General features: G+C 71.7%; 19 protein-coding genes. 11 read left to right on the top strand and 8 right to left on the bottom strand.

Annotated features, from left to right (window positions below):
* Positions 1-112 precede the first annotated feature (112 nt).
* A complete protein-coding gene (locus tag KQY30_RS12730; protein ID WP_217306923.1) occupies positions 113-1216 on the bottom strand; it encodes a hypothetical protein in 1104 nt (367 codons plus the stop codon).
* A gap of 260 nt (positions 1217-1476) precedes the next feature.
* Here KQY30_RS12730 and KQY30_RS12725 point away from each other — a divergent pair, with 260 nt between their 5' ends.
* Complete coding sequence (locus KQY30_RS12725) at positions 1477-2667, top strand: cystathionine gamma-synthase (RefSeq protein WP_217306922.1); 1191 nt, start codon at positions 1477-1479, stop codon at positions 2665-2667.
* A gap of 163 nt (positions 2668-2830) precedes the next feature.
* Here the strand turns inward: KQY30_RS12725 and KQY30_RS12720 are convergent, their stop codons facing one another.
* The 3 genes from KQY30_RS12720 to KQY30_RS12710 all read right to left on the bottom strand — a co-directional run bounded on the left by KQY30_RS12720 (position 2831) and on the right by KQY30_RS12710 (position 4319).
* Entirely contained in the window at positions 2831-3103 is a 273-nt protein-coding gene (locus KQY30_RS12720) for a hypothetical protein (protein ID WP_217306921.1), read from the bottom strand.
* A complete protein-coding gene (locus KQY30_RS12715) occupies positions 3100-3624 on the bottom strand; it encodes a sigma factor-like helix-turn-helix DNA-binding protein (RefSeq protein ID WP_217311014.1) in 525 nt (174 codons plus the stop codon). The genes KQY30_RS12720 and KQY30_RS12715 overlap by 4 nt, the downstream gene beginning before the upstream one ends.
* Before the next feature lie 116 nt (positions 3625-3740).
* Positions 3741-4319, bottom strand: coding sequence for a MarR family winged helix-turn-helix transcriptional regulator (locus KQY30_RS12710; protein WP_217306920.1), 579 nt, complete (start codon positions 4317-4319; stop codon positions 3741-3743).
* A 156-nt stretch (positions 4320-4475) separates the two neighbouring features.
* Here KQY30_RS12710 and ilvA point away from each other — a divergent pair, with 156 nt between their 5' ends.
* The 3 genes from ilvA to KQY30_RS12695 all read left to right on the top strand — a co-directional run bounded on the left by ilvA (position 4476) and on the right by KQY30_RS12695 (position 7987).
* The gene (gene ilvA / locus KQY30_RS12705) at positions 4476-5705 is read left to right on the top strand and encodes a threonine ammonia-lyase (protein WP_217306919.1); all 1230 of its coding nucleotides are present in this window, start codon (positions 4476-4478) and stop codon (positions 5703-5705) included.
* 375 nt (positions 5706-6080) lie between these two features.
* Positions 6081-7139: an ATP-binding cassette domain-containing protein gene (locus KQY30_RS12700; protein ID WP_217306918.1), complete on the top strand. Its 1059-nt coding sequence runs from the start codon at positions 6081-6083 to the stop codon at positions 7137-7139.
* A complete protein-coding gene (locus KQY30_RS12695; protein WP_217306917.1) occupies positions 7136-7987 on the top strand; it encodes an ABC transporter permease in 852 nt (283 codons plus the stop codon). The genes KQY30_RS12700 and KQY30_RS12695 overlap by 4 nt, the downstream gene beginning before the upstream one ends.
* A 57-nt stretch (positions 7988-8044) precedes the next feature.
* On the opposite strand, the gene greA is transcribed toward KQY30_RS12695, so the two are convergent.
* Positions 8045-8542 (bottom strand): transcription elongation factor GreA, encoded by a 498-nt coding sequence (gene greA, locus KQY30_RS12690; RefSeq protein ID WP_046499808.1) that lies wholly within the window; start codon positions 8540-8542, stop codon positions 8045-8047.
* 289 nt (positions 8543-8831) lie between these two features.
* Positions 8832-9230: a DUF4307 domain-containing protein gene (locus KQY30_RS12685; RefSeq protein WP_046499805.1), complete on the bottom strand. Its 399-nt coding sequence runs from the start codon at positions 9228-9230 to the stop codon at positions 8832-8834.
* Between the two features lie 107 nt (positions 9231-9337).
* On the opposite strand from KQY30_RS12685, the gene mca reads away from it, so the two are divergent.
* Together mca and KQY30_RS12675 are read left to right on the top strand one after the other, a co-directional pair.
* A complete protein-coding gene (mca, locus tag KQY30_RS12680) occupies positions 9338-10219 on the top strand; it encodes a mycothiol conjugate amidase Mca (RefSeq protein WP_217306916.1) in 882 nt (293 codons plus the stop codon).
* Position 10220: 1 nt separating this feature from the next.
* Positions 10221-10493 (top strand): hypothetical protein, encoded by a 273-nt coding sequence (locus tag KQY30_RS12675; protein ID WP_217306915.1) that lies wholly within the window; start codon positions 10221-10223, stop codon positions 10491-10493.
* Between the two features lie 407 nt (positions 10494-10900).
* Here the strand turns inward: KQY30_RS12675 and KQY30_RS12670 are convergent, their stop codons facing one another.
* On the bottom strand, positions 10901-14128 hold the full coding sequence (locus tag KQY30_RS12670; protein WP_217306914.1) for a tetratricopeptide repeat protein: 3228 nt from the start codon (positions 14126-14128) through the stop codon (positions 10901-10903).
* 257 nt (positions 14129-14385) lie between these two features.
* On the opposite strand from KQY30_RS12670, the gene KQY30_RS12665 reads away from it, so the two are divergent.
* Positions 14386-14805: a CoA-binding protein gene (locus KQY30_RS12665; protein ID WP_217306913.1), complete on the top strand. Its 420-nt coding sequence runs from the start codon at positions 14386-14388 to the stop codon at positions 14803-14805.
* A 58-nt stretch (positions 14806-14863) separates the two neighbouring features.
* Here the strand turns inward: KQY30_RS12665 and KQY30_RS12660 are convergent, their stop codons facing one another.
* Positions 14864-15430 carry a Uma2 family endonuclease gene (locus tag KQY30_RS12660; protein WP_217306912.1) on the bottom strand — a complete coding sequence of 189 codons (567 nt, stop codon included), beginning with the start codon at positions 15428-15430 and terminating at the stop codon, positions 14864-14866.
* Positions 15431-15640: 210 nt separating this feature from the next.
* On the opposite strand from KQY30_RS12660, the gene KQY30_RS12655 reads away from it, so the two are divergent.
* From KQY30_RS12655 to KQY30_RS12640, 4 genes are all read left to right on the top strand, one after another.
* Complete coding sequence (locus tag KQY30_RS12655) at positions 15641-17671, top strand: thioredoxin domain-containing protein (protein ID WP_217306911.1); 2031 nt, start codon at positions 15641-15643, stop codon at positions 17669-17671.
* Positions 17672-17875: 204 nt separating this feature from the next.
* Positions 17876-19249 (top strand): glycosyltransferase, encoded by a 1374-nt coding sequence (locus KQY30_RS12650; protein ID WP_217311013.1) that lies wholly within the window; start codon positions 17876-17878, stop codon positions 19247-19249.
* Between the two features lie 83 nt (positions 19250-19332).
* Positions 19333-21003 (top strand): glycosyltransferase family 39 protein, encoded by a 1671-nt coding sequence (locus KQY30_RS12645; protein ID WP_217311012.1) that lies wholly within the window; start codon positions 19333-19335, stop codon positions 21001-21003.
* A complete protein-coding gene (locus KQY30_RS12640; RefSeq protein WP_217306910.1) occupies positions 21000-22310 on the top strand; it encodes a glycosyltransferase family 2 protein in 1311 nt (436 codons plus the stop codon). Before KQY30_RS12645 ends, KQY30_RS12640 begins: the two co-directional genes overlap by 4 nt.
* Positions 22311-22583 lie beyond the last annotated feature (273 nt).

Here is a 22583-nt window from a genome sequence, read left to right as displayed (position 1 = left end):
AAGCCTGTGGACAGGCCTGTGGGTAGTGCGAAAGGCTGTGGATAAACCTGTGGAACCCCCTGTGGAAAACCCACCCCCCACCCGGCCGAGCCCCGCCCGCCCCCGGCCCCCCTCACTGCCGTAGCGTCGCCGGGTTTCCGCCGTTTGCCTCGTAGCCTGCCACCGCCAGTGCCCGGTACACCGCGTACACCGCCGCCGGGTCGCCCTCCAGTGTCCATGGCAGTGCGCCCACGTGGCCGTCCACCCGTACGAGCTGGTGCATCGCCTCCGCCCAGCGCTCCTGCCGTACGAGGAAGAGGATCAGCATGTGCCGTACGTGCGCGAGCAGCGGGTCGTCCGGGCGTGCCGCGTGCACCGCGAACAGCGCGCCCTCCACCGCCTTGGTCACCACCGCGCTCTGGTAGAAGCCCTGCACGAGATTGACCTCGGGGAGGTGCTCGTACACCGCGAACAGCGGCAGCGCCGCCAGCAGCGAGCCTCGCGGGGCGCGCGCCGCGGCCGTCGTCGCGAAGTGGTCCGCTTCCTCGCGCGAACCGTGCCACTTCTCGCACCAGTAGTGCAGTGCCGCGAGATGCGCGCCCATGTGCTCCGGCGCGCGGTCGATCACCTTCGCCCACACCTGGTCGAACTGCTCGTGCGTATAACCGAGTCCGCGCGCCACGGCCAGCTCGGTGAGGTACGGCACGGGGTCGCCCGGCGCCAGCAGGGCCGCCTCGCCGCAGACCGTACGGGCCTCCTCCAGGATGATCCGGAAGTCGTCCGTCCCCGCGGCCGACGACCGCCAGGCCTGCTGCACCAGGAATTCCGCGTGCACCGCCGCGCCGCCCGCGTCCTTCGGCGACTCGGCACGCCACGCCCGCAGCCACGCGCCGCCCACGCCGGGCCGCTGCTGAAGCTCCAGCGACGCCGCGCCGGCGAACGCCTGCACGCGCTGCCAGCGCACCTCGCCCTCCTTGGGCGTGCCCGCGAGCAACTGCGCGGCGGCCCGCCAGTCCTGGGTCCCCTGTACGACATCGAGTACGTCGAGGAGATCCTGGTCGGGGCCCGGCAGCCGGATGTCCAGCTCCTCCTGGAGCAGGAAGCCGTACGCGGCCGGGTCGGCGGCGTCGGGCGAACCGGGCGCGACCTGGCGGACACCGCCGCGGCGGCGCAGCGCGTACGGGCCCAGGGCCCCGGCCAGCAGGCCCATCGCGATCAGGAACCAGAGAATCTCCATGGCCCCATTGTCCCGGACGCGGCGCGCGACGTATCCGGCGGTGCGGCGCGGTGTACGAGCGGTCTACGAGCAGAAGGCTTCCGGGCCGGGCCGCCCGCCGCCCGCCGTCCGGCCTGGGCTGCTCGCCGTCCGGCGTGGGCCGCTCGCCGTCCGGCGCGGGCCGACCACCGTACGGGCCGGGCCGCCCGCCGTCCGGCTCGTGCCCGCCTTGCCGCTCCGTTGTGCGGGCGGGTGCTCGTACGGCGTTACGCTCGGGCCTCATGAGCCACGAGCACCCCACCCAGCGCCCGGCCGACGGGCATCATCCCGGCGAGCCGCAGCACTTCGAGACGCTCGCCATCCACGCGGGCAACACCGCGGACCCCCTGACCGGCGCGGTCGTCCCGCCGATCTACCAGGTGTCCACCTACAAGCAGGACGGAGTGGGCGGACTGCGCGGCGGTTACGAGTACAGCCGCAGCGCCAATCCCACCCGTACCGCCCTGGAGGAGAACCTCGCGGCCCTGGAGGGCGGCCGGCGCGGGCTCGCCTTCGCCTCGGGCCTGGCGGCGGAGGACTGCCTGCTCCGTACGCTGCTGGAGCCCGGCGACCATGTCGTGATCCCGGACGACGCGTACGGCGGCACCTTCCGGCTGTTCGCGAAGGTCGTCTCCCGCTGGGGCGTGGACTTCTCGGTCGCGCACACCTCCGACCCGGCGGCGGTACGGGCCGCGCTGACCCCCCGTACCAAGGCGATCTGGGTCGAGACCCCCTCGAACCCGCTGCTCAACATCACCGACATCGCCGCCCTCGCCGGGATCGCGCGCTCCGCCGGGGCGCGGCTGGTCGTCGACAACACCTTCGCCAGCCCGTACCTCCAGCAGCCGCTGGCGCTGGGCGCGGACGTCGTCGTCCACTCGACCACGAAGTACATGGGCGGGCACTCGGACGTGGTCGGCGGCGCGCTGATCGTCGACGACGCGGAACTCGCGGACGAACTCGCCTACCACCAGAACGCGATGGGGGCCGTCGCCGGGCCCTTCGACGCGTGGCTGGTGCTGCGCGGCATCAAGACGCTGGCGGTACGTATGGACCGTCACAGCCGGAACGCCACGCGGATCGCGGAGATGCTCACCCAGCACCCCCGGGTCTCGAAGGTCCTCTACCCGGGCCTGCCGGACCACCCCGGTCACGAGGTCGCCGCGAAGCAGATGAAGGCGTTCGGCGGCATGGTCTCCTTCCAGGTCGCGGACGGCGAGGAGGCGGCGGTGGCGGTCTGCGACCGCGCGAAGCTGTTCACGCTCGGCGAGTCCCTGGGCGGGGTCGAGTCGCTGATCGAGCACCCGGGCCGGATGACACACGCCTCGGCGGCGGGCTCGGCGCTGGAGGTGCCGTCGGACCTGGTCAGGCTGTCGGTGGGCATCGAGTCGGTCGACGACCTGCTCGCGGACCTCCACCAGGCGCTGTCCTAGGCCCTGTCCAGCGGGGCGTTGTCCCACGCCGGGGCCCCCACGCCAGGGCCGCCGGTCCGCCATCAAGCGCCGCCCTCAAGGCACGCCCTCAAGCGCTGCCGTCAAGCCCTGCCCTCCGGCGCTGTCCTCAAGCGCCGGGTGGGCTCAGGCGCGGCCGGGTGGGTCACCAGTCCTCCAGCGGCGGCGTGGTCTCCGACGGCGGTACGGTCCACGGGTGCGCCGCTGACGCCCAGACCGCGAACACGATCACCCCGACCAACAGCAGTGCCCAGCACACCCGTTGGACCGCGCGGCGGCGGTGCAGCAGCCGGGCGCCGAGGGCGGTGGCGCGCGGTACGAGATCGCCGGGGACGGCGGGGCGCCCCGCGTCCAGCATCCGCCGTACCTCGGCGGCCTTGTGGTCGCGGTGCTCGCCGCCGCCGTCGCCCCCGCTCATGTCCGTGCCCCGCCCACCCGGCTGTCGCTGATACGGGGGGCCGGGCGCGGAGCTGTCTTCCTGTTCCCGTTCCCCTTCCCGCGCATCGTTCTGATCGCGCGGGCGCAGAGCGTGTGGACGCGCTCCACCGGCAGCCCGATCAGGGCCGCGGTCTGTTCCTCGGCGACCCCTTCGTACAGCCGCAGCACCAGCACCATCCGCTCCTGCGGACCCAGCCCGGCCAGCACCCCCGCCGGGGCGCGGCGGCGCAGCCGGGAGTGCCAGGCGGTGCCGGCGTACCGCAGGGTGAGTTCCTGGCGGGTGTGGTCGTACGGGTCGTCGTCGCGCAGCCGGTCCCAGTCCGCGTACGTACGGGCCAGCGCGGCGATCAGCAGGCGCTCCGCGCGCGGCGCGGCCTCCGGGGGCTCGCCCGTGAGCAGCGCCGCCGCATGCAGCAGCCGGCCGGCCGCACCCGCGGCGAACGTCTCGAACTCACGCTCACGGGCGCGGCGGCGATCCGTGGCCGTCCGCCGCTCTCGCACGTCCTCCATTGACGCGAGTCGGCGGGTCCAGGTCAAGAGGGCCTTTTCGCACAGGACCTGATTCGAACAGGGGCTTTCCGGGCACGCGCCTACGCGGTCCTACGCGCCACGCGGTCCTACGCGTCCGTACCGCCTTCGCCCGTACCGCCCTCGCCCTGCGGCAGCCCCGCCGCCCGCGCCGACAGCGCGCCGTTGAAACGGGTGAGCAGTGTGGTGAAGGAGGTGCGCTCCTCAGTCGTCCAGCCGCCCGTCACCTGCGCCATCAGCTCGCGCCGCGACGAGCGGACCTCGTCCAGCCGGGCCAGCCCGCGCGCCGAGAGCTGGAGCACCACGGCCCGGCCGTCCTCCGGGTGCGAAGTCCGTTTGACCAGGCCGGTGTCGACGAGCGGCGCCACCTGCCGCGTGACGGTCGAGGAGTCGATGCCCATGCCGGCGGCCAGCGCCTTGACGCCCATCGGGCCTTCCTGGTCGAGCCGGTTGAGCAGCAGATACGCGGCGCGGTCCATCGAGTTGCGGACCTGGCCGACACCGCCGAGCCGGGTCTGTTCGGCCCGCCGGGCGAAGACCGCCACCTGGTGCTGGAGTGCATCGAGGAGGACGGCTTCACCCGAGGGTTCTGAGCCGGCCCCCAAGGGTTCGGAGGCCGTCTCCCGGGAGGCCGACGCAGCGGAAGTCATGTCCTGAATGGGGGGCATGGCTGGGGGCTCTCTTGTGCGGGGGTCGGTTGGTGGGGGACAGAGTACGCGGGGATGACCCCGCCCGTACCGGCCCTGCGTAAACCCATGGGCAGGGATTCACACTCAGCCCTCGCAGGGCCGCCGGGCGGCCGGTGAGCTGCGAGACTGGCAGACATGAGCTTCGGTACGTCCCGCCCCGTGCGTCCCCTCATCCTCGATGACATCCGAGGGGCGCAGAAGATGCTCTCCGGCGTGGCGAGGATGACCGCGATGGAGGGCAGCAGATATCTGACCGGCCTGGTCGGCGCCCCCGTCCTGCTCAAGTGCGAGAACCTCCAGCGGACCGGCTCGTTCAAGCTGCGCGGCGCCTACGTACGGATCGCGGGCCTGAGCCCCGAGGAGCGCGCGGCGGGCGTCGTCGCCGCCAGCGCGGGCAATCACGCGCAGGGCGTCGCACTCGCCTCCACCCTGCTCGGGGTCCGCTCCACGGTGTTCATGCCGGTCGCCGCGCCCCTGCCCAAGGTCGCCGCCACCCGGGACTACGGCGCCGAGGTGCGGCTGCACGGCCAGGTCGTGGACGAGACCCTGGCCGCCGCCCAGGAGTACGCGCGCGACACCGGCGCGGTCTTTATCCACCCCTTCGACCACCCGGACATCATCGCAGGTCAGGGCACGGTCGGGCTGGAGATCCTGGAGCAGTGCCCGGAGGTGCGGACGGTCGTCGTCGGGGTCGGCGGCGGCGGTCTGGCCGCGGGTGTCGCCCTCGCCGTGAAGGCCGTACGCCCGGAGGTCCGGGTGATAGGCGTGCAGGCGGAGGGCGCCGCCGCGTATCCGCCCTCGCTGCGCGCGGGCCGGCCGGTGTCGGTCGAGGCCCCGCAGACCATGGCGGACGGCATCAAGGTGGGCCGCCCCGGCGACGTACCGTTCCAGCTTCTCCAGGAACTGATCGACGAGGTGCGTACGGTCAGCGAGGACGAGCTGTCCAGCGCGCTGCTGCTCTGTCTGGAGCGCGCCAAGCTGGTGGTGGAGCCCGCGGGCGCGAGCCCGGTGGCCGCGCTGCTGAGCGATCCGGGCGCGTTCCGCGGTCCCGTGGTCGCGGTGCTGTCGGGCGGCAATGTGGATCCGGTGCTGATGCAGCGCATCCTCCGGCACGGCATGGCGGCGGCCGGACGCTATCTGAGCCTGCGGGTCCGGGTGACGGACCGGCCGGGCGCGCTCGCGACGATGCTCACCGTGTTGTCAGTGGCGGATGCCAATGTTCTCGATGTGAGCCATGTACGGACCGATCCGCGGCTGGGGCTGACGGAGGCGGACGTGGAACTGCATCTGGAGACGAAGGGGCCGGGGCACTGTGCGGACGTCGAGGCGGCACTGCGGAAGGCGGGTTACACCGTCCTCACCTGAGGCACCCGCTCCCCGCCGTTTCCTGCTGTGCCGTGCCCCGCTGCTCCTCACTGTGGCGTGCCCCGCCGCTTTCCGCTGTGGCGTGTCCGCCTGCCGTGTCGCCGTACGCCCGTCCACCGTGTCGCCGTACGCCCGTCGGCTGCCGTGCCGTACGTCCTCTGCCGTATGCCCGCCGGTCGCTCTGTCGCGCGCCGGTCGCCTCGGCCTGCGTGTGGTCGTCCCGGCAGGCGCGCGGCGGCCGGTAAATCGTGTGCCTGTTGGGTGCTCGTACGGTTTTCTTTACTTCGGGCTTACAAACACCCCTTGTTCGGTCGCGATGTATCGCGTTACCGTGCTGCGTCAGCAAGCACCGTCAGCACCCACTGGAGACACTTCATGCCAGGCGCCATCTACGCCGAAGGCCTGGTCAAGACCTTCGGCGATGTAAGGGCTCTGGACGGCGTCGATCTCGATGTCCCGGAAGGCACGGTCCTGGGGCTTCTCGGCCCCAATGGCGCCGGCAAGACGACCGCCGTACGCGTCCTGACCACCCTGCTCCGGCCCGACAGCGGCAAGGCCGTCGTCGCCGGGATCGATGTCCTCAAGCACCCGAACGAAGTCCGCCGCTCGATCGGCCTCTCCGGCCAGTTCGCCGCAGTCGACGAGTATCTGACCGGCCGCGAGAACCTGCGGATGGTCGGCAGGCTCTACCAGATGAACGCCCGCGAGGCGAAGGCCCGCGCGGACGAGCTGCTGGAGCGCTTCAACCTCTCCGACGCGGCGGACCGTACGGCCAAGACGTACTCCGGGGGCATGCGCCGCCGGCTCGACCTCGCCGCCGCGCTGGTCGTCTCGCCGCCCGTGATGTTCATGGACGAGCCGACGACGGGCCTCGACCCGCGCAACCGCCAGCAGCTCTGGAGCATCATCCAGGAACTGGTGGCCGGGGGTACGACACTCCTCCTGACCACGCAGTATCTGGAGGAGGCCGACCATCTCGCCCATGACATCTGCGTCGTGGACCACGGCCGGGTCATCGCCCGCGGCACCTCCGACCAGCTCAAGGCCCGTACGGGCGGCGAGCGTGTCGAGGTCGTCGTGCACGAGCGCGAGCAGATCGACCCGGCGCGCGCCGTTCTCGCGGGCTTCGCGAAGTCCGGTGAGTCACAGGCGGGCGCCGGGGCGCCGTCCGGCGCGGTGACCGTCGAGGAGCACACCCGCAAGCTCACCGTCCCGGTCACCGGCGGCGCCAAGCTGCTCGCCGAGGTCATCAGGGAACTGGACACCCGAGGCGTCGAGATCGACGACATCGGTCTGCGCCGCCCCACCCTCGACGATGTCTTCATCTCCCTGACCGGGCACGCCGCCGAGGACAGCGCGGCCGAGTCCGACGACCCCGGCAAGAGCAAGAGCGCGGCCAAGTCCGCCAAGTCCACGAAGGAGGCCCGGAAGTGACCGCCACCACCCAGGCGCCACAGACCGCCGCCCCCCGGCCGCGCGGCGGAATCGTCCAGTCGACCACCGACTCACTGGTCGTCGCCCGCCGGAATCTGATCCGTATGACCCGGATCCCCGAGGTCGTCCTCTTCGGCCTGATCCAGCCGATCATGTTCGTCGTGATGTTCAGCTATGTCTTCGGCGGCTCGCTCCAGGTGGGCGGCACCGTCAGCCCCGACGTCTACCGCAACTTCCTGATGGCCGGGATCTTCGCGCAGACCGTCACCTTCGCCACCGCGGGCGCGGGTGCCGGGATCGCCGACGACATGCACAAGGGCCTGATCGACCGGTTCCGCTCGCTGCCGATGGCACGCGGGGCGGTCCTCACCGGCCGTACCCTCGCCGACCTGGTGCAGACCGCGCTCACCGTGGTGGTGCTCGCGATCGTCGCCGTACTCGTCGGCTGGCGCATCCACGAGGGCGTTCTCAAGGCGCTCGGCGCGTTCGCGCTGCTGCTTCTGCTCGGGTACGCCTTCTCCTGGATCGGCGCGCTGATCGGCCTGTCCGTCCGTACCCCGGAGGCCGCCACCTCGGGCGGGCTGATCTGGCTGTTCCCGGTGACGTTCATCTCGAACGCCTTCGTGGACACCAGCGGGATGACGGCCTGGCTGCGGCACATCGCCGAGTGGAATCCGTTCAGCGCCACCGTGCAGGCGTGCCGGGTGCTCTTCGGGAACCCGGGGGTCTCGGAGTCCAGCGCCTGGCCCATGGAGCACCCGGTGCTGGCCTCGCTGATCTGGTCGGTCGTGATCATCGCGGTGTTCCGGACGCTGGCGGTGCGGAAATACCGCTCGGCCACGGCGTAACCCCGTACCGCGCACACGAGAACAGCCCCCGGCGTCCAGTGCCGGGGGCTGTCGCGCTCAGCCCCCGTACGGCTTGGCGTCCAGGATCTTGACCGAGGCCGTCCTGCCGTTGGGCAGTTCGTACTCCGCGTTGTCGCCGACCTTCTTGCCGTTCACACCGCTGCCGAGCGGGGACTGCGGCGAGTAGGTCTCGATCTCCGAGCTGGCGTACTCGCGCGAGGCCAGCAGAAAGTCCAGCGTGTCGTCGGGATCGCCGTCGAAGGCGATCGTCACGACCATGCCGGGCTCGACGACGCCGTCGTCCGCCGGCGCCTCGCCGACCTTCGCGTTCTGCAGGAGCTGGGTGAGCTGGCGCACGCGAAGCTCCTGCTTGCCCTGCTCCTCCTTGGCCGCGTGGTACCCGCCGTTCTCCCGGAGGTCGCCCTCCTCACGGGCCGCCGCGATCTTCATGGCGATCTCGGTGCGGGCGGGACCAGACAGGTACTCCAGCTCGGCCTTGAGCTGGTTGTACGCCTCCTGGGTGAGCCAGGTGACGTTCTCGCTGGTCTGGGTCACAGGTGCTCCTCGTAGGTACCGGGAATACAAAGCAACGCCCTACCCAGAAGAATGTTGTCTTCTCGGGCGGGCGAAACCACGAGCCTAACAATTTCGTGGCCCGGAGGGGAGGACGAAAGCCATCAGATTCACATCAACGCAGGTCAGCGCGGCTCAGCCGGGTGTCGGCGCGGCGCCGACCCGGCGGGTCCCGGCCGGGTCCCGGCCGAATGCCGGGCCACTGCGGGCCACGGGCGCCGGCCCACCGCGGGCCGTACGGCGCGGCTCGGCCGGAGGCCGTTGACGCGGCTCAGTCGGAGGTGCAGTCCAGCAGTTCGGCGCTGGTCGCGGCCGCTGTTGTACGTACGGTCACGACCTGGTCGATCCGGGTCTCGCCCGGGCCGAAGCGGACGTCCTTACGGCCCACCTCGGCGCCGTTCTCCGCGAGGGAGCGGAGCGTACAGCTACCGGTGGCGTCCCGGTCCTTGCGGACCTCCAGATGGACCTCGACCGACGTGGCGGAAACCACCTTGAACTTGATGAGCTCCCCGGAGACACTGCGATCGACCACATAGTGATAGCCGAACCAGCCGATCAGGGCGATCAGCGCGACGCCGAGCACGGCGCCGACGGTCCGCAGCCGGTGGTCCGCCCGCTCGTCCGCGGAGCGGCCGTAACGGCCGACTGGACGCTCGCGCACCACGGCCATGATCGTTCCTCTCTGCGACGGGCGGCGACGGGCGGCCGGAATTTCCGCCCCCCGGTATCCGTCACTATAGAAGCCGCCCGAAGCGACGAATCACTGAGGATCGAGCCTTGACAGAGCAGCTACGGCTGATGGCCGTTCACGCCCACCCCGACGACGAGTCGAGCAAGGGCGCGGCCACGATGGCCAAGTACGTGTCCGAGGGGGTGGACGTGCTGGTCGTGACCTGCACCGGGGGCGAGCGCGGCTCCATCCTCAACCCCAAGCTCCAGGGGGATGCCTATATCGAGGAGCACATTCACGAGGTCCGTAAAAAAGAGATGGACGAGGCGCGCGGGATCCTCGGCGTCGAGCAGGAATGGCTCGGCTATGTGGACTCGGGGCTGCCCGAGGGCGACCCGCTGCCCCCGCTGCCCGAGGGCTGCTTCGCGCTGGAGGACACCGACGAGGCGGCGGGCCGGCTGGTCCGGCTGATCCGCTCGTTCCGGCCGCAGGTCATCACGACGTACGACGAGAACGGGGGCTACCCGCACCCCGACCACATCATGACCCACAAGATCTCGATGGTGGCGTTCGAGGCGGCGGCGGACAAGGAGAAGTACCCGGAGGACGAGTTCGGTCCGGTCTGGCAGCCGCAGAAGCTCTACTACAACCAGGGCTTCAACCGACCGCGTACGGTCGCGCTGCACGAGGCGCTGCTCGCGCGGGGGCTTGAGTCCCCGTACGGGGAGTGGCTGGAGCGGTGGAAGGAGTTCGGCCGCGAGGAGCGCACGCTGACCACGCACATTCCGTGCGCGGACTTCTTCGAGATCCGGGACAAGGCGCTGATCGCGCACGCGACCCAGATCGACCCGGACGGCGGCTGGTTCCGGGTGCCGATGGACATCCAGCGGGAGGTCTGGCCGACCGAGGAGTACGAGCTGGTGAAGTCCCTCGTCGATACCTCCCTCCCCGAGAGCGACCTCTTCGCGGGCATCCGCGACAATGCCTGATATGTATGCGACCCAGGCAATGACGCACATGATCCCGCTCGCCAAGGAGCTGGACCAGAACAAGGTGACGCCCGGTGTGCTCGGGTTCATCGTGTTCGCGGTGATGGCGGGCGGGGTGTGGCTGCTGATGAAGTCGATGAACCGCCATATGAACATGGTCAACTTCGAGGAGACCCCGGAGCCGGAGAAGGCGCGGGACGACCTGGAGAAGGCCGAGGCGGGCGCCCCGGCGAAGTCGCAGCAGTCGCAGTCGCAGCGGCCGGCCGGCGAATAGCGGCCCAGCGTCTTGCCACACCGGCCGCCCCGCCAGGGCGGCCGGACGCACGGGCGGACGCGCGGCCTCAGGGCCGGCGACCGCTTGACGGGTGTGCGTGCTTGCCGCTCGAAGCCCGTGCCCGCTTGAAGGCTGTGCCCGCTCGGGGCCCACGTGTTTGAGCCCGTGCTCGCTCGGCCCACGCCGTGCCCGCTCAGGGCCCGCGTCTGCTTGAGGCCCGCGCCGTTCGATACCTGCGTCAGCTCGACGGCCCACGCCGCTCGACGCCCGCGCTGCTTGGAGCTCGCGCCCCCTTGGAGCCCGCGTGCGCTCGGCGCTTGCGCTGCTTGAAGCGCGCGCCCTCTTGATGCCCGCGCCCCTCGACCGCCCGCGCCGCTTGAAGCCCATTCCCGCTCGGCGCCCGCGTCCTACGCCGGTGTCGTCTCCACCGGTACGCCCATCACCTCGCGTGCGTGGCGGGTCGGGACCATGCCGAGTTGCCAGGCCTGCCAGCCGTCCTCCAGGCTGACGCCCCGGCCGAGCATCACCGCGTAGGCGTCCGCGCAGTCCTCCAGTTTGCCGTCGCGCAGCGCGTGGCGCGCGGCCGACAGTTCCGTGAGCTCCTGCTCCGCGACCACCGAGCCCACCTCCGTCCCGCCCGCCGAGGCGTACGGCAGCAGCGTGCAGCGCAGGAAGCGCGCCCAGTCGGCGCCGCGCAGATCCCCGTACGACTCGAAGAGCGCCGTCGCCTCGTCGCAGAGCTGGAGCGCCTGGGCCGCGCGGTTGTTGCCCGCGTCGACGATCGCCAGCTCCAGACAGGTCCAGGCCTCGCCGTGCGCGAGCCCGATCCGGTGGAAGTCCGCGCGGGCGTCGGCCAGAAGCTGCCGGGCGAAGCCGGAATTGCGGAGATTGCCGGTCTGGGCGGCGCGCTGGTCACGGGTGACCCGGCCCGAGTGGTGCCGGGCGCAGGCCAGCCCGTACACGTCGCGCATCCGCGAGAACATCGTGCGGGCCCGCTCCAGCTCCCGTACCGCCTGGTCGCGGTCGCCGTTCTCCTCCAGCGCCTGGCCCAGGTAGTAGAGCGTCCAGGCCTCGCCGCGCGCGTCCTCGTTCTCCCGGTGGCGGGCCAGCGCGTCGCGCAGCCCGCCGACCGCGGAGGACGCCTCGCCGTCCACCAGCCGCGCCCGGGCGAGCTGGGTCAGCGCCCAGGCCTCGCCACGGGCGTCGCGGGTCCTGCCGTACAGCTCCAGCGCCTCCGCCAGCTCGCCCTCCGCGCGTGGCACATCGCCCATCCGAAGGCAGACCTGGCCGAGCTGGAAGTGGGTCCAGGCCTCGCCGTGCACGGACTCGCTCTCGCGATGCAGCACCAGCGCGGTGGCGAGCAGCGAGACGGCCTCCGCGAGACCGCCCCGGTCGCGTTCGACGGCGGCGAGGGCGTGCAGGGTCCAGGCGCGGTCCCCGGCCAGTCCGTCGGCGGACTGGAGGGCGAGCGCCTCGCGCAGCTTCGCCGAGGCCTCGGGGAGATTGCCCTGATGGTGCAGGGTGATGCCCAGCGAGCCGAGCGCGCGGGCCGCGCCGGCGTCGTGCTGGGCCTCGCGGTAGAGGTCGACCACCGAGGTCAGGGTGGTGCGCGCCTTGTCCAGCTCGCCGAGCTGGCGGGCCGCGATGCCCGTACGCCACTGGACCGACCGTACGAGCAGGCCCTGGTCCACCGCCTGTGTCAGCTCGCTGATCTCGCCCAGCCGGTAGAGGTCGCCGCGCAGCAGGCAGTAGTCGCAGAGCGCGCCGAGCAGGTCGAGTACGGCCTGCTGGTCGACGCCCTCCGCGTGGCGCAGCGTGGCCGTGATGAAGCTCGACTCCTCGTCCAGCCAGCGCAGCGCCGCGTCCAGCGAGGCGAAGCCATGGGCGCCGGCCGCGGTCTTGAAGAGATCCGCGCGGGTCGAGGTCTTGCCGTCGACGAGCCGGATCACGGAGTCGGCCAGCTCGGCGTAGTTGCGGATGAGCCGCTCCTGCGCGGCGGTACGGTCGGCCGCCTTCTCCTCGTCCTGGAGGCGGGCCTGCGCGAAGGTCCGCACGGCGTCGTGCAGCCGGTATCGGCTGGCGCGCACATGGTCGATCAGTCCGGCCCCGGACAGGGCCGTCAGAAGCTGCCCGGCCTCCTGCTCGTCCGTCGCCAGCAGCGCCGCCGCGGCGGCGGCGCCCAGGGACGCGCGGCCGGCCAGCGCGAGCCGGCGCAGCAGCCGTCGGGCCTGCTCGCCCTGGTCGGTGTAGCGCAGCCACAGCGCGCGCTCGACCGGGCCGCCCCGGCCGTACGCGGCGAGGTCGGCGGCCAGACGCTGGGCCGTACGCTCCCCGAGCGAGGACCCCGCGACCCGCAGGGCGAGCGGCAGTCCGCCGCACAGCTCCCGCACCCGGTCCGCCGACTGGGCGTCGTAGGGCGCGCCGGCCGCGCCGGGCCCGGCCGGGGCGATCTCGCGCAGCAGTTCCTCGGCGCCCGCTCCGTCCAGCGCCTCCAGTGGAAGCTGGTGCACCCAGGCCGGGGTGGCGGCGGGCAGCTCCAGCGGCTGACGGGCCGTCACCAGGACCAGGCTCTCGGAGCGTTCGGGTACGAGCGTGGCGACCTGCTCCGGATCGGAGGCGTCGTCCAGGACGACCGTGACCGGCAGATCGGTGAGATGCCGGTGGTACAGCTCGCTCAGCCGGCGTACCTGCTGCTCCGGGGAGGTCCGCTCGCGGAACAGGAGCTGCTCGCGCGGGGCGCCGAGCCGGTTCAGCAGGTGCAGCAGCGCGTCCCGCGTCGACAGTGGCGCCTCGCCCGCGTCGCCGCCGCGCAGATCGACGACGCACGCCCCGCGGAACTGGTCCTTGAGCCGGTGTGCCGCCCGTACCGCCAGCGCGGTGCGCCCGGAGCCGGGGTCGCCGTGGATCACCACGACCGTGGGGCGGGTCTCGGTCGAGGCGCGGGCGGCATGGACCCACTGTGCGATCTGCGCCATCTCGGCGCGGCGGCCCGCGAACGGCCCGTCGGGCTGCGGGAGATGGCCGAAGGACTGCTCCAGTACGGTGCGCCGGCGCGCGGCGGCGCTGCGGTCGCCGCCCCTGAGCTGGGGCGCGGACTTCTTGGCGGGGCGGCGGTTCGCGGAGATGAGGACGCGCTGCTGGTCGAGGAACGGGCGGATGCCCCGTACCTCCAGCGCCGTCAGCCACTGGAGCCTGAGCTGCTCGGTGCCGCCGGGCCGGCCGGCCGCGCCCGCCCGCTGGTGGGCTGCGGGCCAGTGGGACGCGGTCACCTTGGCGACGGTGGTGGCGGCCCCGGCGACGGCGACCACCGCGCCCGCGCCGAGCGCGACCCCGGTGGCGGTGCCCAGCGCGACGTCCGCGCCGATGGCGGCGGCCGTGGCAACGGCCGTGACCAGCACGGGAGTTCCGAGGGACTTACGGCTGAACCGCCCCGACAGCCGCTCGGCCTCGGCCGCCTCCAGCGCGTGCGTGTACGCCGCGTACTCCTCGGCGGCCCCGGCGGCCAGCGACTCCAGCGCACCGCGCCCGCGCGCCAGCAGCGCCCCGCCGTCGGTCCGCCCGCCCGACCGCCGCACCTCCTCCTCCACGGCCCGCACCAACAGCCTGTCGGCCTCGGCCCGGTGGCTTTCCCGCATGTGCGTCCCCCTCAGAAAGCTTTCAGTGAACACACATTGTCCTGCCAGGGCCCGCGTAAGGCGAGGGTGACATTCCTCAGGGCCCAGCCGGGGACGGCATTGGCACGGGAAGACGCTGACTGCGCTATTGCATACAGTATTCAAACTGGCTACCGTCTGCTCATGCGGCTGACGAAGTCCACAAACCTGGCACTCCCCATGGTCATGCGGCCGGCGGTAACCGGTGCGGAGCCCATCGGCGCACGGCGGTGCCGGACATGACGACTTATGGCGATGACGCGGAGATCCGGCAGATCCTCACCACCGCCGGAGACACCTGGGCCGTGGTGGGCCTGTCCGACAACCCCGAACGGGCCGCCTACCGCGTGGCCGCGAAGCTCCAGCGCATCGGCAAGAGGGTGGTGCCCGTGCACCCGAAGGCCGAGACGGTGCACGGAGAGCAGGGCTACGCGTCCCTCGCGGACATCCCGTTCCCGGTGGACGTGGTGAACGTGTTCGTCAACTCCGCCCTCGCCGGAGGCATCGCCGACCAGGCTGTGACGATCGGCGCCAAGGCGGTCTGGTTCCAACTGGACGTCATGGACGAGGCCGCCTACGCCAGGACTCGTGAGGCCGGCCTGCTGATGGTGATGGACCGCTCCGCGGGGCGGGAGATAACCCGTCTGGGGCTGGCCTGACCCTCTCCGGCCGGCGGGCCAGGGGATGTGATGACGCCGCCCAGGCGGAGGCCGGGCGTCAGACGGCTCCCAGGTCGACAGTGACGGAGAACGGCGCGGCAGCCTTGATCACGCCGGTGAACATCTCGCCGTCCCTGTACGCCTTGGTGGCCGGGTCGAGAACGTAGGTGTAGATGATCGGGACACCGGTGGCGGCCTGTTCGACCCGCCAGTAGAAGGGGATGCCGGCCTTGGCGTACTGGTCCACCTTCACGATCCGGTCGGTGGTCTCCGAGCCGGGCGACACGACCTCGACGACCAGGAGTACGTGTTCGGGGCGCGTGGGCGTGAGGTCGATGGTCTCCGCCCGGTAGACGACGACGTCCGGACGGCGGTTGGTGAGCGGGACGTCCTGCAGGCGGACGTCGAAGTCCGTGTCGGCGTTCCAGTCCGGGCCTGCGGCCGCGTCCAGGGCATTGGCGAGGATCCGGGCCAGCCGGTTGTGCCGCTTGGACGCGCTTGGGCTCACCACGACCATCCCGTCCACGATCTCGATGCCGGCACACTGCTCCTCGGACCAGGTGTCGTACTCCTCGGCGCTGATCTGCGTATGCATCCACGCGGGCGCCATCATCTCGGCGGTCATGACATACCTCCTTCGAGGAGCCTCGGCAGTGCCGGCGCTGCTGGGCTCAGCCTACTGTCCTGCGATGCCGGGGCGCCGGACTCGGAAGAGCGCCAGGAGATGCTCGACATCGACCCGTTCGGTTGCCATGGCGATCGTGGCTCGGCCGAGCGACACAGAGGCCGAACGGGCTTCGTCGACGTGGCCGGGCGCTGTGAGAGGCTGGGCCATATGAACCGGTTGGCTGGTACGACCTCGCCTTATCTGCTTCAGCACGCTGAGAATCCGGTCGACTGGTGGCCCTGGGGGCCGGAGGCGTTCGAGGAAGCACGACGGCGCGATGTGCCCGTCCTGCTGTCGGTCGGCTACTCCGCGTGCCACTGGTGTCATGTCATGGCGTCCGAGAGCTTCGAGGACGTGACGACCGCCAAGTACATGAACCGGCACTTCGTGAACATCAAGGTCGACCGCGAGGAGCGGCCCGATGTGGACGCCGTGTACATGGAGGCCGTGCAGGCGGCCACCGGGCAGGGTGGGTGGCCGATGACCGTGTTCCTGACGGCCGATGCGGAGCCCTTCTACTTCGGTACGTACTTCCCGCCCGAGCCCCGGTCCGGCATGGCGTCCTTCCCGCAGGTCCTGGAGGGGGTCAGTGCCGCGTGGACCGACCGGCGCGAGGAGGTCGCGGAGGTGGCCGGGCGGATCGTGCGGGAGCTGGCCGGGCGGTCGCTCGGGCACGGCGGGGACGGGGTGCCGGGCGAGCCGGAGCTGTCGCAGGCGCTGCTCGGGCTGACCAGGGAGTACGACGCGCGGCACGGCGGGTTCGGCGGGGCGCCCAAGTTCCCGCCGTCCATGGTGACCGAGTTCCTGCTGCGCCACCATGCCCGTACCGGAGCCGAGGGCGCGCTCCAGATGGCCGCCGACACCTGCGAGGCGATGGCGCGCGGCGGGATCTACGACCAGCTCGGCGGCGGGTTCGCGCGCTACTCGGTCGACCGCGAGTGGGTGGTGCCGCACTTCGAGAAGATGCTGTACGACAACGCCCTGCTGTGCCGGGTGTACGCGCATCTGTGGCGGGCCACCGGATCGGAGCTGGCCCGCCGGGTCGCCGTCGAGACCGCGGACTTCCTGGTGCGTGAACTGCGCACGGAGGAGGGCGGCTTCGCCTCCGCGCTGGACGCCGACAGCGACGACGGCACCGGCCGCCACGCCGAGGGCGCGTACTACGTCTGGACGCCCGCGCAGCTCCGCGAGGTCCTCGGCGAGGCCGACGCCGAATTCGCCGCGCGGTACTTCGGGGTGACCGAGGAGGGCACCTTCGAGGAGGGCGCCTCGGTGCTCCAGCTTCCGCGGAACGGCGGGATGGTGGACGCCGCCCGCACCGAGTCCGTACGCGCACGGCTCCTCGCGGCGCGCGAGCAGCGGCCCCGTCCGGGCCGCGACGACAAGATCGTGGCCGCCTGGAACGGTCTCGCGATCGCCGCGCTGGCCGAGACCGGAGCGTACTTCGACCGGCCGGATCTGGTGGAACGCGCCACCGAGGCCGCCGACTTGCTCGTACGGGTCCACCTCGACGACACCGCGCGCCTCGCCCGTACCTCCAAGGACGGCCGGTCCGGCGCGCACGCCGCGGTCCTGGAGGACTACGGGGACGTCGCCGAGGGATTCCTGGCGCTCGCGGCCGTCACCGGCGACGGCGCCTGGCTGGAATTCGCCGGATTCCTGCTGGACATTGTGCTCGACCGTTTCACCGCCGAGGACGGCGCGCTGTTCGATACCGCCGACGACGCCGAACAGTTGATCCGCCGCCCCCAGGACCCGACCGACAACGCGGCCCCCTCCGGCTGGACGGCCGCCGCGGGCGCGCTCCTCTCGTACGCCGCCCACACCGGCTCCGAAGCCCATCGCACCGCCGCCGAACGGGCGTTGGGCGTGGTGAAGGCCCTCGGGCCGAGGGTCCCGCGTTTCATCGGCTGGGGTCTCGCGACCGCCGAGGCCCTGCTCGACGGCCCCCGCGAGATCGCCGTCGTCGGCCCCGAGGGCGACCCCGCCGCCCGGGAGCTGCACCGTACGGCGCTCCTCGCGACGGCCCCCGGCGCGGTCGTCGCCACGGGCGCCCCGGACAGTGGCGAGTTCCCGCTGCTCGCCGGCCGGCCGCTCGTCGGCGGGCATTCCGCCGCATATGTCTGCCGGCGGTTCGTTTGCGCGGCTCCCACAACCGAAGTAGGCGCACTCCGGCGCGAATTGGGCGCGTTCGAGTGAACTGTGGCCGATTTATGATGTATGCCGAATCGGACTGAAACGCGGTATTCACCCAATCGGCCCGCCGGTCGTCACAGATCGGCCCTATTCTCTTCACAAGAGGCACAACTGGTGCGCATGAGTGGCCTGTTGTGCGAGGGGGATTACGGGTGAGCCGGCGGCCAGGGGGGCCTGCCCCGGCCACCCGGGCCGAGGGGGGCCGTGTTGTTCACATCCGTGTTCGTTGCTGCCATTTCACTGGCGCTGTTCTGGATGGCCGCGTTCACACTCTGGTGGCAGATGCATGCCTGGCGTACGCCGGAGACGCTGGCCGCCACCAGATTCGATCCGCCGGACGGCGGCCGGGAGGGCTCGTTCTCGCTGCTCCTGCCCGCCCGGCACGAGCAGGCCGTACTGGAGCACACCGTCGAGCGGCTGCTCCAGTCCAGCCACACGAAGTTCGAGATCATCGTCATCGTCGGACACGACGACCCGGAGACCGCGGAGGTCGCCGAGCGGGCCGCGGCCCGCGCCCCGGACCGGGTCAGAGTCGTCATCGACACCCACGAGACCAAGAACAAGCCGAAGGCGCTGAACACCGCGCTGCCGCACTGCGCCGGCGATGTCGTCGGGGTCTTCGACGCCGAGGACCAGGTCCATCCCGAGCTGCTGACCCATGTCGACCACGCCTTCCGCTCCACCGGCGCCGATGTCGTCCAGGGCGGGGTCCAGCTCATCAACTTCCATTCGAGCTGGTACAGCCTGCGCAACTGCCTGGAGTACTTCTTCTGGTTCCGCAGCAGGCTCCACCTCCACGCCCAGAAGGGCTTCATCCCGCTCGGCGGCAACACCGTCTTCGTACGCACCGAAGTGCTGCGCGCGGCCGGCGGCTGGGACCCCGACTGCCTGGCCGAGGACTGCGATCTGGGCGTACGGCTCTCCAGCGTGGGCAAGAAGGTCGTCGTCGCGTACGACTCCGACATGGTGACCCGCGAGGAGACCCCCGGCTCACTGATGTCCCTGCTCAAGCAGCGCACCCGGTGGAACCAGGGCTTCCTACAGGTCTACCGCAAGAAGGACTGGAAACAACTGCCCACGTCAGGACAGCGGATGCTCGCCCGCTACACCCTGATGACGCCGTTCCTCCAGGCGTTCACCGGGCTGATCATCCCGCTCAACGCGGCGGTCGCGCTGTTCCTCGACGTACCGGTCGCGATCGCCTTCATCACCTTCCTGCCGCTGGTCACCGCCATGGTCACCTTTGTGTTCGAGGTCGTCGGGCTGCATGACTTCGGCAAGCAGTACGGGCTCCGCGTGCGCCTCACGCACTATCTCAAGCTGATCGTCGGCGGGCCCTTCTACCAGGTGCTCCTGGCCGGGGCGGCGATCCGTGCCGTCTGGCGCGAGCAGCGCGGGCGCAGCGACTGGGAGCTGACCAGCCATGTCGGCGCGCATCTGGCGCCGGCCGCCGGAGGCTCCGAAGGTGCTGGAAGCTCCGGAGGCGCTGGAAGCTCCGGGGGCTCCGGCGGCGCTGGAGGCGCTGGAGAGACCGGGGACATCCGCGGCATCCGCGACATCCGAGAGGACGTCCACGCGTGACCTCCACCCTTCCCGCGGTGACGACGGATCAGAAAGCCGTCACCGCGCAGCCGAACCATGCCCGGAACACGGCCGAGGCGCAGATGTCCGACAGGCGCCGGCTCACCGTCCGCCCGGTGGTCCGCTTCCGCAGCTCCCGCGCCGACCTGCTGCTCTGCGGCGCGCTCCTTCTCACGATCCTGCTGGTCCAGGGCTGGAACATCCAGCACTACCCGACGCTCAGCGACGACGAGGGCACCTATCTCGCCCAGGCCTGGGCCGTCCAGGAGGGCAAGGGCCTCGCCCACTACACCTACTGGTACGACCATCCGCCGCTCGGCTGGATGCAGATCGCCGCTCTGACCTGGCTGCCCTCGCTCTTCGTACCCGACGCGATGACGGTCGCCCCGATGCGGTTCGCGATGCTGCTGGTCTCCGCCGCCGGCGCGGTGTTCCTGTACGTCCTGGCCAGGCGGCTGTGGCTGCCGCGCTGGGCCGCCGGGCTCGCGATGGTCCTTTTCGGACTCTCGCCGCTCTCCGTGGTGCTCCAGCGGGAGATCTTCCTCGACAACATCGCCGTGATGTGGCTGCTGCTGGCGTTCTGCCTCGCGGCCTCGCCCCACCGCGATCTCTGGCACCACTTCGCGGCCGGGATCGCCGCGGCCGTCGCGGTGCTCACCAAGGAGACCATGCTGGTGGTGCTGCCCGCGCTGCTGGTCACGATGTGGCGGTTCAGCCATCGCGACACCCGCAAGTTCGCCCTCACCGGCGCCGTCACCGCCTGTGCCCTGATCGGCCTCTCGTACCCGCTGTTCGCCCTGCTCAAGGGCGAGCTGCTGCCGGGCGGCGGACATGTCTCGCTCTGGGACGGCATCACGTACCAGATGAGCAGGCCCGGCTCCGGCTTCGTCCTCGACCCGGGCAGCGGCTCGTACGGAGTGCTCCAGTCCTGGCTCTACTACGACCGGGTGCTGCCGCTGGGCGGGCTCGCGGGCGCCGTCCTGCTGATGGTGACCCTGCGCTGGTCGGTCACCGCGCGGGCGCTGGCCGGGCCCGCGCTGGCCGTGGTGATCCTCACCGCCGTCGCGATGCGCCCCTCCGGCTATCTGCCCGCGATGTACGTGATCCAGGGGCTGCCGTTCCTCGCGCTGGTACTGGCGGGCGGCGCGGCGAGCGTCACGCACGCGGTCCTGCGCAGACGGCGAGCGGCGCGGGAGAGCCGGAAGCTGACCGCCGTGCGGTGGACGGCGCTCGCCGCGCTGGCCGTGACCGCCGCCGTGTATGTGGCGCCGCGGTGGTACGACGGCAACCGTACGGCCCTGACCGCCGACGCCAACGCCCCTTACCGGGCCGCGGCCTCCTGGATGGCCGAGCGGGTCCCCGACCCCTCCCGGACCCGGGTGCTGGTCGACGACGCGCTCTGGCTCGACCTCGTGCACGCCGGATACGAGCCGGGCCTCGGCGCGATCTGGTTCTACAAGGCCGATCTCGACCCGGCCGTCACCAGGACCATGCCCGGTGGCTGGCGCGACCTGGACTATGTGGTCGCCTCCCCGACCGTACGGCGCGACGCGCGCGACCTGCCCAACGTACGGGCCGCACTGGACCATTCGGACCCCGTCGCCGTCTTCGGCGAGGGCGAGGACCGGATCGAGATCCGGCAGATCGTCGGAGGCGGACGATCGATCGGAGACGGGCGATCGGCCGGAGACGGGCGATCCGTCGAGGGCGGGCGATCGGTTGGAGCCGGACGAATCGTTGGAGGCGGACGATGAGCATCCTTCCCCCGGCCGGAGCGGGCGCCGGAGCCGGTTCGGGCGCCGGCGAGCCAGGACCGGTACGGCACGAACTCGGTGACCCGGAGCTCGAAGCGACCGTGGTGGCCGAGCCCGGCGCGGTCACCGTCATCATCCCGACCTTCAACGAGGCAGGGAACGTAAGGGAGTTGCTGCGGCAGCTCACCGACGCCGTGCCCGCGCGGCTGCCCTGCGAGGTGCTCTTCGTCGACGACTCGACCGACGACACCCCCCAGGTGATCGCGTCCGCCGCGCAGGACTGCCCGTTCCCGGTCGAGGTCATCCACCGCGAGGCCCCGGTCGGCGGTCTCGGCGGGGCCGTTGTCGAAGGCCTCAGGTCCGCGGGCTCCGAGTGGATCGTCGTCATGGACGCCGACCTCCAGCATCCGCCCGCCCTCGTCCCCGACCTGGTCGCGGCCGGCGAGCGGCAGCGCGCCGATCTCGTCGTCGCCAGCCGCTACATCAGCGGCGGCAGCCGGGCGGGCCTGGCGGGCGGCTACCGGGTCGCGGTGTCCCGCGCGGCGACCTGGCTGGCCAAGGGGATCTTCCCGGTCAGGCTGCGCGGTATCAGCGACCCGATGAGCGGGTTCTTCGCGATCCGCCGCTCGGCGGTCACCGCGGAGGCGCTGCGTCCGCTCGGCTACAAGATCCTGCTGGAGCTGGCGGTGCGCTGCCGGCCCGAGCAGCCGGCCGAGGTGCCGTTCGTCTTCCGGGACCGGTTCGCGGGCGAGTCCAAGTCGTCGGCGAAGGAAGGACTGCGGTTCCTGCGCCATCTGGTGGAGCTGCGGACCGCCTCGCCGCTCGCCAGGATGGCCGCCTTCGGACTGATCGGGCTGAGCGGCTTCGTACCGAACCTGCTGGCGCTGTACGGGCTGACGGCGGCGGGGCTGCACTATCTGCCGGCCGAGGTGCTGGCCAACCAGTTCGGGGTGGCCTGGAACTTCGTCCTGATCGAGGCGCTGCTCTTCCGCAGCAGGCGCGGGCACCGGCACTGGGCGGACCGGGTCGGCCGGTTCGCCGTGCTCGCCAACGCCGATCTGCTGCTGCGCATCCCGCTGATCGCGCTGTTCGTCTCCAGGCTGGGCGCGGAGGTGCTGCCCGCGACGGCGCTGGCGCTGCTGGCCACCTTCGTCCTGCGGTTCGTGGGGACGGAGGCGCTGGTCTATCTGCCGAAGCGGAAGCGGAAGAAGCGGCGGGGCGCCGGCCGCGCTTCGGACGGTACGGAACGAGGAGCCGCGGCCGAGGGGCATGAGAGGCCCGCGGCCGACCGTGTTGAGGGGGCGTGATCCAGTGAGGCTGTTCAGAGGCGGGAAACAGACGGACGGGACGAGGCAGACGGACCGGCGGACCGGGCAGGGCCCGGCCGGCCGGGCGGGGGCGGAGGGATCGGCCGGTCCGGTGGGATCCGAGGGATCGGCGGCCCGGTCGGGTGGCGCGGTTCGGGCCGGCCGCGCCGGCCGCGCCGGTGAGACGGCTCAGGCGGGCCGCTCCTGGCGGCCCGGCCGAGTGGCGTGGCCGGTGTCGGCGGTCCGGGCCGGTCCGGCGGGACCGGCGCGGGC

The sequence above is a fragment of the Streptomyces sp. GMY02 genome (assembly GCF_019056675.1).
Classification (GTDB): Bacteria; Actinomycetota; Actinomycetes; order Streptomycetales; family Streptomycetaceae; genus Streptomyces; species Streptomyces odonnellii.
Note: the sequence above shows the minus strand (reverse complement) of the source record. Positions and strands in the feature narration are given on the sequence as shown.